Annotated in this window: 7 protein-coding genes and 5 pseudogenes; 1 reads left to right on the plus strand and 11 read right to left on the minus strand. The window is 53.5% G+C overall.

Translation table 11 applies throughout. The annotated features are described in order from the left end of the window. Nucleotides 1-33 precede the first annotated feature (33 nt). The 7 genes and pseudogenes from P378_RS05045 to gatC form a co-directional block, all read right to left on the minus strand. A pseudogene (locus tag P378_RS05045) lies at nt 34-1,040 on the minus strand (isocitrate/isopropylmalate dehydrogenase family protein). Nucleotides 1,041-1,055: 15 nt separating this feature from the next. Beyond that, the gene (locus tag P378_RS05050; protein ID WP_099082489.1) at nt 1,056-1,556 is read right to left on the minus strand and encodes a 3-isopropylmalate dehydratase small subunit; all 501 of its coding nucleotides are present in this window, start codon (nt 1,554-1,556) and stop codon (nt 1,056-1,058) included. A 67-nt stretch (nt 1,557-1,623) separates the two neighbouring features. After that, the gene (locus tag P378_RS05055; protein ID WP_099082490.1) at nt 1,624-2,880 is read right to left on the minus strand and encodes a 3-isopropylmalate dehydratase large subunit; all 1,257 of its coding nucleotides are present in this window, start codon (nt 2,878-2,880) and stop codon (nt 1,624-1,626) included. Between the two features lies 1 nt (nt 2,881). After that, nucleotides 2,882-4,014, minus strand: a pseudogene (nifV, locus tag P378_RS05060) (homocitrate synthase). Nucleotides 4,015-4,349: 335 nt separating this feature from the next. Next, the gene (gatB, locus tag P378_RS05065; RefSeq protein WP_099082491.1) at nt 4,350-5,789 is read right to left on the minus strand and encodes an Asp-tRNA(Asn)/Glu-tRNA(Gln) amidotransferase subunit GatB; all 1,440 of its coding nucleotides are present in this window, start codon (nt 5,787-5,789) and stop codon (nt 4,350-4,352) included. Next, on the minus strand, nt 5,786-7,258 hold the full coding sequence (gene gatA, locus P378_RS05070; RefSeq protein ID WP_099082492.1) for an Asp-tRNA(Asn)/Glu-tRNA(Gln) amidotransferase subunit GatA: 1,473 nt from the start codon (nt 7,256-7,258) through the stop codon (nt 5,786-5,788). Before gatA ends, gatB begins: the two co-directional genes overlap by 4 nt. 130 nt (nt 7,259-7,388) lie before the next feature. Further along, nucleotides 7,389-7,670, minus strand: a complete 282-nt coding sequence (gatC, locus tag P378_RS05075; protein ID WP_099082493.1) for an Asp-tRNA(Asn)/Glu-tRNA(Gln) amidotransferase subunit GatC — start codon at nt 7,668-7,670, stop codon at nt 7,389-7,391. A 169-nt stretch (nt 7,671-7,839) separates the two neighbouring features. Here gatC and P378_RS05080 point away from each other — a divergent pair. Next, nucleotides 7,840-8,013 (plus strand): annotated as a pseudogene (locus P378_RS05080) (Rid family hydrolase); the annotation flags it as partial. Between the two features lie 142 nt (nt 8,014-8,155). Here P378_RS05080 and P378_RS05085 read toward each other — a convergent pair. The 4 genes and pseudogenes from P378_RS05085 to P378_RS05100 form a co-directional block, all read right to left on the minus strand. Beyond that, on the minus strand, nt 8,156-9,520 hold the full coding sequence (locus P378_RS05085) for an S-layer homology domain-containing protein (RefSeq protein WP_099082495.1): 1,365 nt from the start codon (nt 9,518-9,520) through the stop codon (nt 8,156-8,158). 12 nt (nt 9,521-9,532) lie between these two features. Next, complete coding sequence (locus P378_RS05090) at nt 9,533-10,699, minus strand: outer membrane protein assembly factor BamB family protein (RefSeq protein WP_099082496.1); 1,167 nt, start codon at nt 10,697-10,699, stop codon at nt 9,533-9,535. Nucleotides 10,700-10,846: 147 nt separating this feature from the next. Continuing rightward, nucleotides 10,847-12,856: pseudogene (ligA, locus tag P378_RS05095) on the minus strand (NAD-dependent DNA ligase LigA). A 63-nt stretch (nt 12,857-12,919) separates the two neighbouring features. After that, nucleotides 12,920-13,797, minus strand: a pseudogene (locus tag P378_RS05100) (lipid II flippase Amj family protein). Between the last annotated feature and the right edge of the window lie 24 nt (nt 13,798-13,821).

Here is a 13,821-nt window from a genome sequence, read left to right on the forward strand (position 1 = left end):
TTGAAAACAGGTAAAAGCCACCGGTGGTGACTTTTACCTGTTTTCTTTTATTTTATTGATGATTTCCTCAGCCATGCTTTGGGTTGTAGCTGTACCGCCCAAATCTACGGTTAATTCCCTGCCTTCTGCCAGCACCTGAATCACCGCATTTTCAATCAATTCGGCGCAGGCATTTTCCCCCAGGTGACGCAGCATCATGACTCCGGACAGGATGATGGCCAGGGGGTTGGCCAAGTTTTGACCGGCAATTTGCGGGGCGCTGCCGTGAACCGCTTCAAAGACCGCACATGCAAGTCCGATATTGGCTCCCGGGGCCACGCCCAGTCCTCCCACCAGACCGGCGCATAAATCCGATACGATATCGCCATACAGGTTGGGCAGCACCAGGACATCGTACTTCTCCGGTTCCTGCACCAGCTTCATGCACATGGCGTCCACAATAACTTCCTCATAAGCGATTTCCGGGTAATGTTCCGCCACCGACCGGACACTTTCCAGGAATAGCCCGTCGGACAGCTTCATGATATTGGCTTTATGAACTGCCGTCACCTTTTTTCTGCCCTGGCGGCGGGCTGTCTCGAAGGCGAAGCGGGCGATGCGCTCGGAAGCTCCCGGGTGATAATTTTAATGCTCTCGGCGGCATCTTTCCCCACCCGGTGTTCCACACCGGCGTACAGGTCCTCGGTATTTTCACGCACCACCAGCAGGTCGACCCCCTGGTAGCGGCTGGGAATGTTGGGTATGGTCCTGGCCGGGCGCAGGTTGGCATACAGGTCCAGTTCCTGCCGCAGGGTTACGTTGACGCTGCGGAACCCTTTGCCCACCGGGGTGGTAATGGGGCCCTTTAAGGCCACCTTGTTCTTGCGGATGGAATCCAGCACGTGGTCCGGCAAAGGCTTGCCGTAACGGGAAATCATGTCCGCCCCGGCCTCTGCAATCTCCCATTGGATGTCTACACCGGTGGCTTCGATGACCCGCCTGGCCGCCTCGGTGATTTCCGGCCCAATGCCGTCCCCGGGGATCAGTGTTATGCTGTGCAAGTTGAAACACCTTCCCTAGTCAAAATTAAATCCACCGTATTTACGGAAATGGGGAGCCAGACCCCCGTCATTTAAGATTTTAATCATCACCTGGGGCAGCGGCTTGACGGCGATGCGAATGTCCTTGGTTCTGTTGATGATGGCGCCGTTGGTCAGGTCCACGTCCAGGACATCGCCGGCATCAATGAGGTCGGTATCGCATTCCAGCACCGGCAGACCGGTATTAATGGCGTTGCGGTAAAAAATCCGGGCAAAGGATTTGGCCAGCACGGCGCTGATGTTGGCATATTTAATGGCCAGGGGCGCCTGCTCCCGGGAAGAACCGCAGCCAAAGTTGCTGCCGGCCACGATAAAGTCACCGGGTGTTACTTTGCTGTAAAAGTCCGGGTCCAGGTCTTCCATGACGTGCTTGGCCAGTTCGTTCATGTCCAGGGTCTTAAATTTATATTTACCTGAGATAATGTAATCGGTATTGACGTCGTTGCCAAACTTGTGGCTTTTCCCTTGAAATTTCAATGGCTTTCACCTACACTATCGTAAAGTTTTACTCCGGGGGTTACTTATTTCGTACGGTTCTGAGCAGCTACTTTAAAAATTCCCTGGGGTCGGTGATCACGCCGGTCAGCGCCGAGGCTGCCACAGTTGCCGGGGAAGCCAGGTAAATTTCCGCGTTGCTGTTGCCCATGCGGCCCTTAAAGTTGCGGTTGGCGGTGGAAATCACGGTCTCACCGTCCGAAGGAACACCGTTGTGGGTGCCCACGCAGGGACCGCAGCCGGGAGTGACCACTGCTGCTCCTGCAGCCACCAGCCTTTGGATGACCCCTTCGGCCATTGCGTCCAGGTAGACCTTGCGGGACGCCGGGGCCACAATCAGCCTGACGTCCGGGTGAACCTGCTTGCCCTCCAGGATGGAGGCTGCAATCCGTAAATCTTCCAGGCGACCGTTGGTACAGGTGCCGATAAAGGCCTGGTGAACAGGGGTGCCCTGGACCTCGGAAAGGGGAGAAACGTTGTCTACCCGGTGGGGTTTGGCCACCTGGGGTTCCAGGGAGGAAACGTCAAATTGCAAAACTTTATGATACACGGCATCCGGGTCGGCGGCAGCCGGGGTAAATTCTTGATCGGTATAGGCTCTGAGCCAGTCAAAGGTCTTTTCGTCCGCTTCCATTAAACCTGCTTTGGCCCCCATCTCGATGGCCATGTTGGCGACGGTGAAACGCCCCTCCATGGAAAGAGCGGAGACAGCTTCGCCGGTATACTCGGCAGCCATATAGGTACAACCGTCGGCAGTTACCTGACCAATCAAATAAAGAATTAAGTCCTTGGCGTAGACACCCGCAGGAAGTACGCCGTTACAGACAAATTTGATAGTCTCCGGTACTTTAAACCACATCTTACCGGAAATTAACCCACCGGCCAGGTCCGTGGAACCAACGCCGGTGGAAAAGGCGTTGAGAGCCCCGTAGGTGCAGGTGTGACTGTCGGCGCCGATGACCAGGCTGCCGGGGCCCACCTTGCCGCTTTCGGGCACCAGTTGGTGACAGACCCCCTCCCCGATGTCGTAAAGACGGCAGCCCTTTTGCCTGGCAAATTGCCGCATAATTTTGTGCAGGGCGGAAACTCCCTCTAGGGGGCTGGGTGAGCTGTGATCAATGACCAGGGCCACCTTGTCCGGGTCGAACAGCTCCTTACCATCCATATTCTCAAAGGCCCGGATGGCCAGCGGCGAGGTGCCGTCCTGTCCCATCACAAAGTCCACCTGGGCCACCACGATATCGTTGGCCCGGCAGTCCTGGCCGCTGTGAGAGGAAAGGATCTTTTCTATGATTGTCTTGCCCAAATTAATCCCTCTTTCCGAAATGGTCTTCGTAGATGTATACAAGTTCTTTATCGAATAAGGACCGCTTTAAAGAGACCGAAGCGGAGCGTATCTTGGGCAGCAATTCCTCGGCCTCTTCCTTGGACAAATCAATGCCGTACTCGGCAAACTTCATGCGCAAAGAGGCGGTGCCGGAGTGCTTGCCGATGACGATCTGGCGCTCCAGGCCCACTTCTTCGGGTTGGAAGGCCTCGTAGGTTTTGGGGTTTTTGATGGCCCCGTCGGCATGGATGCCGGATTCGTGGGCAAACATGTTGGAACCCACAATGGCCTTGCTGCAGTGCAGTTCACGACCGGAGGCTCTGGCAACATACTCGGCCACTTCACGGAACATTTCGGTTTTAAAGTTCAAATCGATGTCGTACAGGTGCTTGAGGGCCATGACCACTTCCTCCAGGGGAGAGTTGCCTGCCCGCTCACCCAAGCCGGTAATGGTTACGCCAACCCAGTTGGCCCCTGCCTTCACCCCGGCGAAGGCATTGGCGGTGGCCATCCCGAAGTCGTTGTGGGTGTGCATTTCAATCTCGATATCCACAGCTTCTTTTAACTTTTTGATATTGTCATAGCAGGTAAAGGGTTCCAGAATCCCTACGGTATCACAGTAACGCAGGCGGTCGGCGCCGGCCTGTTTGGCTGCTTTGGCAAACTCAATGAGGAAATTCATATCGCTGCGGGAGGCATCCTCGGCGTTTACCGAAATATACATGCCTTCCTTCTTGGCAAACTCGGTGGCCCGGACCATGTGTTCCAGCACCCATTCACGGCTGGTCTTTAATTTATGTTTGATATGAATGTCGGATGTGGAAATGGAAATGGCCACTGCATCCACACCACAGGCAAGGGAAGCTTCAATGTCTCTGATCACCGGCCTGTTCCAGCCCATGATACTGGATTTCAAGCCAAGTTTACAAATCTGCTTGATGGATTCCTGTTCGTCGCCTCCCATGACAGGAATCCCCGCTTCTATTTGATCTACACCCATTTCATCTAAAAATCTTGCAATACGGACCTTCTCACGGTTGGCAAAAACGACACCGGCGGTTTGTTCACCGTCCCGCAGGTTGTATCAACAATCCAAATTTTTCTCTTTTCCATCATGACACCTCCAACAAACAATAACTTACTTGTTTATGTTACCATAACCAGCGCTGTCAAGGATATGCGAAAAGGGTATTTATACTGTATACATTGAGTTATTCTGTATAGTTCAATTAAGTGCCAATTATTTCAATTCCCTCAACATTTCTTACGTTTTCGTCTTGCTCATTCTGGTTAATTCATTGCACGTTTGTTTTGGACACTTTTAATTTTTGTATAATAATTTAGACATTCTTAGTCAAAGTAAAAACCCGGGTTTGTAAAAAACCCGGGCCTAAATTACAGGCAGCCAAAATGGAAACAATCTCCAAATAGAACTTAAAACTATATTATTAAAGTTTTTCCTTTAGCAGCTTGTTGACCAGATCCGGGTTTGCTTTCCCCCGGGTGGCTTTCATCACCTGTCCCACCAGGAAGCCGATGGCCTGTGTTTTGCCGGCCCGGTAATCCTGTACGGATTTGGGGTTGGCTGCAATCACTTCATCCACCACAGCGGCGATGGCGCCCTCGTCGGAGATCTGCACCAATCCCTTTTCCTTCACAATGGTGTCGGGATCTTTGCCGGAGGCAAACATCTCTTCAAAGACGGTTTTGGCAATCTTGCCGCTGATGGTTCCTTTATCGATCAGTTTGAGCAGTTCCGCCAGCTGGCCTGGCTTGATTTGGCAATGGGATATTTCCAGGCCGCTGGCGTTTAAGAGACGGGTCATTTCTCCCATCATCCAATTGCTCACGGTTTTGGGTGTATCGTACTGCCGAATCACTTCCTCAAAGTAATCGGACATCTCTTTGGTCAGGGTTAAAATGGAGGCATCATATTCCGGCAGGCCGTATTCCTGAATGTACCTGGCCCGCCTCTCGTCCGGCAGCTCCGGCAGGGACTCCCGGATGAATTCAATCCACTGGTTGTCCAGTACCAGGGGCACCAAATCAGGGTCCGGGAAGTAACGGTAGTCGTGGGCCTGTTCCTTGCTGCGCATGGAAACTGTAATGCCCCTGGCCTCATCCCAGGTCCGGGTCTCCTGGACAATCCTGCCGCCGGACTCCAGAACCCCGATCTGCCTCTCAATTTCAAAGACCAGGGCCCTTTGCAGCGCCCGGAAGGAGTTCAGGTTCTTAATTTCCGCCTTGGTGCCGAATTCCTTTTGGCCCACGGGCCGTACCGACACGTTGACGTCGCAGCGCAGGCTGCCCTCCTCCATCCGGCAGTCCGAAACACCGGTGTATTGAATAATGGCCTTTAACTTTTCCACATAGGCCCTGGCTTCCTCCGCTGACCGCATGTCCGGCTCGGAGACAATTTCAATCAAGGGCACCCCGGTGCGGTTGTAGTCCACCAGGGAATAGGGTGTGGTGACAATGTTGCCCTGGTGCACCAGTTTTCCGGCATCCTCTTCCATGTGCAGGCGGGTAATGCCGATGCGCTTGGTTTGGTTGTCCACCTCGATATCCAAATAGCCGTGTTCGGCGATGGGCAAATCATATTGCGAGATCTGGTAGTTTTTCGGCAGGTCCGGGTAGTAGTAATTCTTCCGGTCAAACTTGGAGAAATTGGCGATTTGGCAGTTGAGGGCCAGCCCGGCCCTTACCGCATATTCCACCACCTTTTTGTTTAACACCGGCAGGGTGCCGGGCAGCCCCAGGCACACGGGGCAGGTATGATGGTTGGGATCGCCGCCGAATTCGGTGGTGGAGTTGCAAAAGATTTTGGTGTTGGTTTTTAACTCCACGTGTACTTCGATACCAATGACGGTTTCATAGGCTTGTGTCACTTCACGCCACCCCCTATAACCGGCCGCAGCCTGGTAAAATCGATGTTTTGTTCAAGGGTGTAGGCCACCCGCAGCAGGGTGCCCTCGGCAAAGGCTTTGCCCATCAGCTGCAAACCCACCGGCAGGTTATTGGCCAGCCCGCAGGGAATGGAAAGGGCCGGAATCCCTGCCATGTTCACCGGAATGGTGCAAATATCCTGTAAATACATTTGAATGGGGTCATCGACCATCTCCCCAATCTTAAAGGCGGTGGAGGGGGAGGTGGGGCTTAGCAGGACATCATATTTTTCAAAGGCCTTGTCAAAATCCTGTTTAATGAGCGTACGGACTTTGAGGGCCTTCAGGTAATAGGCATCATAATAGCCGGCGGACAGGGAGTAGGTTCCCAGCATGACGCGGCGTTTTACCTCATCGCCAAAACCCTGGCTGCGGCTGCGCATGAACATGTCCACCACATCCCGGGCATCTTCCACCCGCAGCCCGTAGCGAACCCCGTCGTACCTGGCCAGGTTGGAGCTTGCTTCGGCGGTGGCAATGAGATAGTAGGCCGGCATGGCATAGTCTGTATGGGGCATGCTGGTTTCCTCCACATAGGCCCCCAGTTCCGTCAGTTTCTGTATGGCTTCCTTGATGCGCTCCTTTACCAGGGGGTCGATGCCGTCGGCCATGTATTCCCGGGGCACCCCGATTTTCATGCCCTTGATGTCATTGACAAGGAATTGGGTAAAATCAGGCTGCCGAATATTGGCCGACGTGCTGTCCATGGGATCGTGACCGCAGATGACATTCAGCATGTGGGCCATGTCGGTAACGTCCTTGGTAAAGGGGCCGATCTGGTCCAAGGAGGACGCAAAGGCCACCAGCCCGTAACGGGAAACCCCGCCGTAGGTGGGCTTCATGCCCACAACGCCGCAGAAGGCAGCCGGCTGGCGAATGGACCCCCCGGTATCGGAACCAAGGGAAACAACGGTTTCCCCGGCTGCCACCGCGGCGGCGGAGCCGCCGCTGGACCCGCCTGGGACCCGTTCCAGGTCCCAGGGGTTATGGGTTAAATGAAAGCCGGAATTTTCGGTGGAAGAACCCATGGCGAACTCGTCCAGGTTGGTCTTGCCCACCATCACCATGCCGGCGGCATCCATCTTGGCCACAGCGGTGGCTGTATAAGGGGGAACAAAATTGTAGAGTATCTTGGATGCACAGGTGGTACGGATGCCCTCTGTGCACATGTTGTCTTTTACGGCAACCGGGATGCCCGCCAGGGGGCCCACAGGCTCACCGGCAGCAATCTTCTCATCCACCTGCCGGGCCTTTGCCTCGGCATGTTCCCGGGTAATGGTGAGATATGATTTTACTTTTTCTTCCACCTCTTCCATACGCCGGTAAACGGCCGCTGTAATTTCCGAGGCGGAGATTTCTTTTCTTACCAGCATCTCATGGAGTTGGTGGGCTGTCCGCTGAAAGAGATCCAAAACTTTCCCTCCTAAGTGCTAATGCTGTATTCCTTTGGGGTCAAGCCTTCAGCTGTCAGCCGTCAGCCCTCAGCTTTCTTTAACAGGACTGAAGGCTGATGGCTAGACCCGATAGTAATGCAGGATAAGCCTATACTATTTTCGGTACTTTGAAGAAATTTTCTTCCCGGTCCGGGGCGTTGGCCAGGGCTTTTTCGGGGTCAATGTGTTGGCCCACCCGGTCTTCCCGGAAGACGTTTTGAATGGACAGCACGTGGGCGGTAGGAGGCACATCATCGGTATTCAGCTCCTGCAATGCCCGGGCTGCGTCCAGGATTTTATTTAATTGTTGGGTGTACAACTCTTTTTCCTCTTCGCTTAACTCCAAACGGGCCAGCAGGGCCACATGTTCCACATCTTGTTTGCTAATCAACCAGGTACACCTTCCTTTGCTCAAAACTGACAATATTATACCAAAGTTTGCTAAACCAGCGCAACTTGGCCAAATTTCTCATTCCCCTGGGTATAAATTTATGGTTCCGGGCATTTTGGGGTACGCTAGATAAGATAAATTCTGCCTGTTTACTAAAGGAGGACGACCCATGCACGCAAAAAGAGCCATCTGTACCGATAACGCCCCCGCCGCCATTGGTCCTTATTCCCAGGCCGTTGGTTTCGGCCCCCTTATTTTTACTTCCGGGCAAATCCCCATTGATCCTGCCAGCGGAGCCATTGTTACCGGTGACATTCAGGCCCAAACCCGGCGTTCCCTGGAACCGGCTCCAGCCTAAAGCTATATTCTATTTAAACACGGGTATTTCCTGCTAACCCGGCACTATCCAATCCTGCGCTAACCTACCCGGCATTTTTCTCCGCTAAACAGTCTCTTCAGGCATCCCACCGGGGAGAAGCCTTTTATCACAGCCTTTGGATCTCCAATACCCTTTCATAAAAGGGTTCCCCGATGTAAAAGATCTTCACTTTGTCACCGGCCCGGATGGAACTGATTTCTTCGCCTTCTTTATCCACCAACCGACCGAAGTCCCAGCCCCAGAAATGGTCGGGCACATACTTCTTGCTGCTGCCGCTGCCTTTTTTCACCAAATACAGCGCCCTGTCAATGCGGTCCACTTGGCCGGTGATGTTCTTAACGTCCAAAAGGGTCATGGATTTAATCGTTCCGTTGGAGGTTAAACCCAGTTTAATAAATTGACCGCTCTTCAATTTTTTAAGAAGGTCCTTGCTGGTCTTGCTCTTGGACTTTTCATCAACGATTTCAGCATCCCAGGCCACGGGATAATCCACTTCCTCGCAAAGCAGGTCCTTCACCGTGAGAAGCACCGGCTCTCCTTCGGCATGACGGAGGTAACTGGCATAGGTGTCCCGGAGCACGGGGGAAAAATTCCTTCTCTCCAGCAGTTCCAGATAAGCCAGTTTTCTTTTTGTATCCAGAATTCCCGCCACCCGGTAGTTTACAATCTGCTGCAGCTGCATGGGCTGTCCCATGAAGTAAGCCTTGCAATTGGCAGTGGCCATCATTTTTTGCGTACCTTTAAGGGAGTTTAACTGGATTTCAATACCGTTTTTTCCCTGGGAAACGGCAGCCACCCAGCCTTCAACCTTTCTTTTGCTGTCTATTTTCACCCAGCCCTGGTCATAGAGCTTCCCCAAAACGGCCGCCATTTCCCCCCGGGAAACCTGCCCCAGAGGGCGAAAGCTGCCGTCCCGATAACCCGACAGGATGCCGCTGACAGCCACAGCCTGTATGGCCTGGTGATATTCCGGGGGAATATCTTTGCTGTCCGTGAAGGAAATGGCGATGCCCGGTCCGGTTAAATACAAGGTTCTGGCCAGGAGAACGGCCAGCTGACCCCGGTTGATGGGACGGTCGTGTCGGAAGCTCTGTAGCATATCTTCGGGAATAAATTTTTGCTGGACCGCAAAGTCCATGTAATTTTGTCCCCAGGGCACCGGATAAGCGCTGGGAGGCGCATTTCTCGGGCGTTTTATTTTGGCGATCTGCTCGCTGAACCCCGCCCCGTTTAACACTAGATGAACGGCCTCCAAACCGGTAACCGGCTGGTTGGGCCGGAAGGTATGGTCAGGAAACCCTTTGTCCAGCCCGGTGGCATATACTTTTTCGATGGCTTGTTTGGCCCAATGGCCTTTAATATCGGTAAAATCTACTTCAGCGGCAGGACTGTTCATTGCCCAACCGGTGCCGGGCAGCAGAAAAACAGCCGCCAGCACAGCCAGCACCAATGTTTTGAGGAAACAACGCATGTTTACCGCTCCTTATTTAACATCAACAAATTTCACCAGGAAACCCTTGTCAGTATAAACCAAAATACCGCCGTCCTTAAGCATCACAGGCGCCCTGCTGATGGCATCCTTTTCATCTTTGCAGGTATCGATCATAATGCCGCCGTCCTTGTGCAGGGTCTGGCCGGTGGTTTTATCCATTTCCTTTTCCCAGATCAGTCTTCCGGCAAAGCTTACGCAGTAGATCCTGCCGTCGGTGCTGCCGGCATAGAGACGTTGTTTATCCTTGTCAACAGCCACACCGGAAACCACATTAAGCAGCGGCAAATCCCAGCGCAGGGTTCCGTCTTTAATATTGATGGAAAAAACCTTGTTTTGGCTGCAAAAGAAAAGGGTATCGTTCTCCAAAAAAGAAACCTTCGTCAGGTCATTTGCCTTTACGGAATAAGTCCAGCGTTCCTTTCCGGTGCTGCGGTCGAAGCATTGAATTTTGCCGGAGGTGTTTCTTTCCACCTTGGTAGGGTTGGTAATCACGTACAAATGGCCGTCCGGTCCGAAGGTCATTTGAATATCCTTTATATCCCCCAATCCCCGGTGCCAGACCCGCTCCCCTTTGCTGTCCAGGGCACGCAGCCCGTACCCCTCATTTTTATCTCCGGTACAAACGTAGACCGCTTCCCGATCTCCCATGGCGGCCACAACGTTTTGTTCGTTTGAGTAGCGCCATTTATAATTTTTCCGGGGCTCCAGGGCATAGAGGCCATCGGTCACCCCCAGGTAAATGAGACCTCCGGGGCCTGTGGCAACCACCCCGCTGCTTTTGGTCCCCTTGGCTTTGGGATAAATGCGGTAAAGCCAGGTTACACTGCCGTTGGGCTTCATCTGCTGAATGCCGTCGATTCCTGCGGCGTAAACGGCTCCGTTGTCCACCAGCAGGGGCTCGCTGATTTTGCCCGTAAGGTCCAATTTTATCTCCCACAGTTTGTTCCCGGTATGGATGTCATAACAGGCAATTTTATTACCCACCGGCATGTACAGCAGTCCGTTGTCTGTCAAGGTCATGTCGGCTGTTAATTTCCCTACTTTTTCCTGCTTCCATTTTATTTGGCCATAGGGATAAAAGGTATAACCTGCTTCCGCCAGACCGGACCACATGACTATATAAACCAGCATAAGAAGCATGGCAGTAAAAAATCTCATGTACAACCCCCCCGGACATATTTCTTTAACCCGGCTGGAAATTCCTTCCCCGGCAAAGGATGTCCCTGTTTATAAAGGTTATCGGACGCTGTGGGGAGCGTCTTAAATAAAAATCCCCGGTTCTCTTTCCGAAACCGGGGATGAGTGTTACTGATTGTCAAGTAAAGCGATAAATTCTTCTTCCTTCAGGATAGGAATACCCAGCTGCCGGGCCTTGTCATACTTGGAGCCGGGATTTTCCCCAACCACCACGTAATCGGTTTTCTTGCTGACACTGCCGGCGACCTTGCCGCCCAATTTTTCAATGGCCTCCTGGGCTGCCTGCCGGGAGAATGCTCCAGGGTGCCGGTCACCACGAATGTCTTACCGGCCAGGGGCTGGCCGGTCGGGTCCGGCTGCCCCTGTTCCTCCTGCAGGTTGACGCCGGCGTCGGCCAGCCGTTCAACAAGCCGCCGGTTTTCCTGCCGGGAGAAATAATCCACCACACTCTCGGCAATTTTGGGTCCTATTTCCGGGATGACCGTTAAATCATCCACTGTGGCTGCCATTAAGGCCTGCATGGAGCCAAACTGTTGGGCCAGGATTTTGGCTGCCCGCTCACCCACGTGCCGGATGCCCAGGGCAAACAGAAGCCGGGCCAGGGAATTGTTTTTACTGGCTTCGATGGCGTTCAACAGGTTCTGGGAAGAACGGGCGCCCATGCGCTCCAGTTTGATTAAATCCTCATAGCGTAAGTCATAGAGGTCCGCCGGGTCCTTGACCAGGCCTGCCCTGATCAACTGGGTGACGATGCTTTCTCCCAGGCCCACGATGTCCATGGCCCCCCGGGAGACGAAGTGAATGACCCCCTCCCTGGAGACGGCAGGGCAGTTCTGGTTGGTACAGCGGTGGGCCGCCTCCCCCGGCAGCCGCACCACCGGAGCATCACACTCGGGGCAGGTGGCGGGCATGGTAAAGATTATTTCTTCACCGGTTCGCTGCTCCGGAAAAACCTGCACCACCTCCGGGATAATATCCCCGGCCTTCTGTACCAGGGCCTTATCCCCGATGCGGATATCCTTCTGGCGGATGATGTCTTCGTTATGCAATGTAGCTTTGGTGACGGTGGTGCCCGCCAGTTTGACCGGCTCCAGGATGGCGGTGGGCGTAAGAACTCCCGTACGACCCACCCGGAGAATAATGTTCTTGATGGTGCTCACTGCCTGCTCCGCCGGGAATTTATAAGCGATGGCCCAGCGGGGGCTTTTCAGGGTGGCTCCCAACCGCTGCTGCTGGTCCAGGGAGTTGACCTTGATCACCAGCCCGTCAATGGCATAGGGCAGGTCGAACCGTTTGTCCTGCCACTTTTCACAGTAATCAAGCACCTGGTCGATATCCTGGCAAACCTTGTACTGCTGGTTGACCCGGAAGCCCTGTTGCTTTAACCAGGCCAGTCCCGCGCCATGGCTGCGGTGGTCGGCTCCTTCCAGGTAGCCGATGGCATACATAAATATGCTGAGATTGCGGGAAGCCGTTACCCTGGGGTCCAGCTGCCGCAAACTGCCCGCCGCCGCGTTGCGGGGGTTGGCAAAGAGCGGTTCCCCGGCCTCTTCCCTGGCTTCATTGAGACGGGCAAAGGAATCCTTGGCATGTAGGCTTCGCCCCGCACCTCCAGGAAGGGAACAGCCTCCTTTAAGCGAAGGGGAATAGCCTTTACGGTACGGAGGTTGGCGGTGATGTCTTCGCCATACTCGCCGTCTCCCCGGGTGGCCCCCCTGACCAGCAGCCCGTTCTCATACCAGAGGGAGACAGCCAACCCGTCGATCTTCAGTTCCACTACATATTCAACTTCTTCACCGGGTAAAAGGGTCCGCACCCGGCGGTCAAACTCCCGTAAATCACCCTCCCCAAAGGCGTTGCCCAGACTCAGCATGGGGACCCGGTGGGGGACTGCCTGAAAACCCTGCTGCACCTGCCCCCCACCCGCTGGGTAGGGGAATCCGGTATGATGAGTTCCGGGTGAGCACCTTCCAGTTGTATCAATTCCTGCATCAACCGGTCGTACTGGGCATCGGTGATGCTGGGTTTGTCCAGTACGTAATACAAAGTATTATGATGATTGATCTCCCGGCGCAGTTCTTCCACCCTGGCCTTGATTTCCCGGGTAACCTCCGACACAATTTTTCCCTCCTATCCTCACTAATTCAAGTGGGGACGGTTCTTAACTTGAATTTAGTTTCTTTAAAAACCGCCACGGGCGATAATCTGTGCCACGTACTTAATAACCAGAGCAGCCGGCACAAAGAAAAGCTGGGCCAGGACGGTTCCTATTAGACGGGTGACCGCCAGGTAAAAGGACATTTGCTTGATATCCTTCTCCGGTCTTTCTCCCCGCAGGCCTGGTCGGTAATGCCTGCAGCGGTGGGATCCACCACGGTGGCAAACAGGATGGTGGCAATGCCGTTGATAATGCCTGAAAGCATCGAAGCTGTGGTCCGAAATTCCGGATACAGGGCACAGGCATACACCGCTGAAAGAACCGAGGTGGTATAAATGCCGGTCACAAAAACATTCAATACCAGAAACTTTTTGGGGATGGTTAACTTCTCCGAAATGGCCTGTTTAAAAAATTCCCTGTTGGGAATTCGCACAGCAGACTTAGCCATGCGGGCCACCTTTGCCGGTGAGAAAATCACCATGCCGATCATTTTGGGTACCGATTTAACCTGGTAAAAGACATCAATCCCTTTAATAAAAAAGGTAATAAACGTGGGAATAAAGATGGCTCCGATCAGGGTACCGACGGTGGCTCCTAAAATAATGGTCCGGATCTGGTAATCCAGAATCAGCAGTTCCTGCTGGTAGACAGGGGTGCTTAACAGGTTTACTGCGGAACCGGCCGCCTGCATGCCCCGCTCGATGGCCAGGTCAATAATGGAACCCAGCAAAGGTGCCTGCAGCATGTTGGCAGTTTGGGCAATCAGGAAGATTACATTAAACAGGGAATAGGCCGTAGCCAGCCGTTTGGTCATGACCCCTGCCGGTCGAACTGCAAAGATCAAAGTATTAATCAAATGTATGATGGCGGTTAAAACCACCACTGCCATTAAGCGGTCCATTTTTTTCCTCCGCCATTAGTGTTC

This window comes from Desulforamulus profundi, from assembly GCF_002607855.1.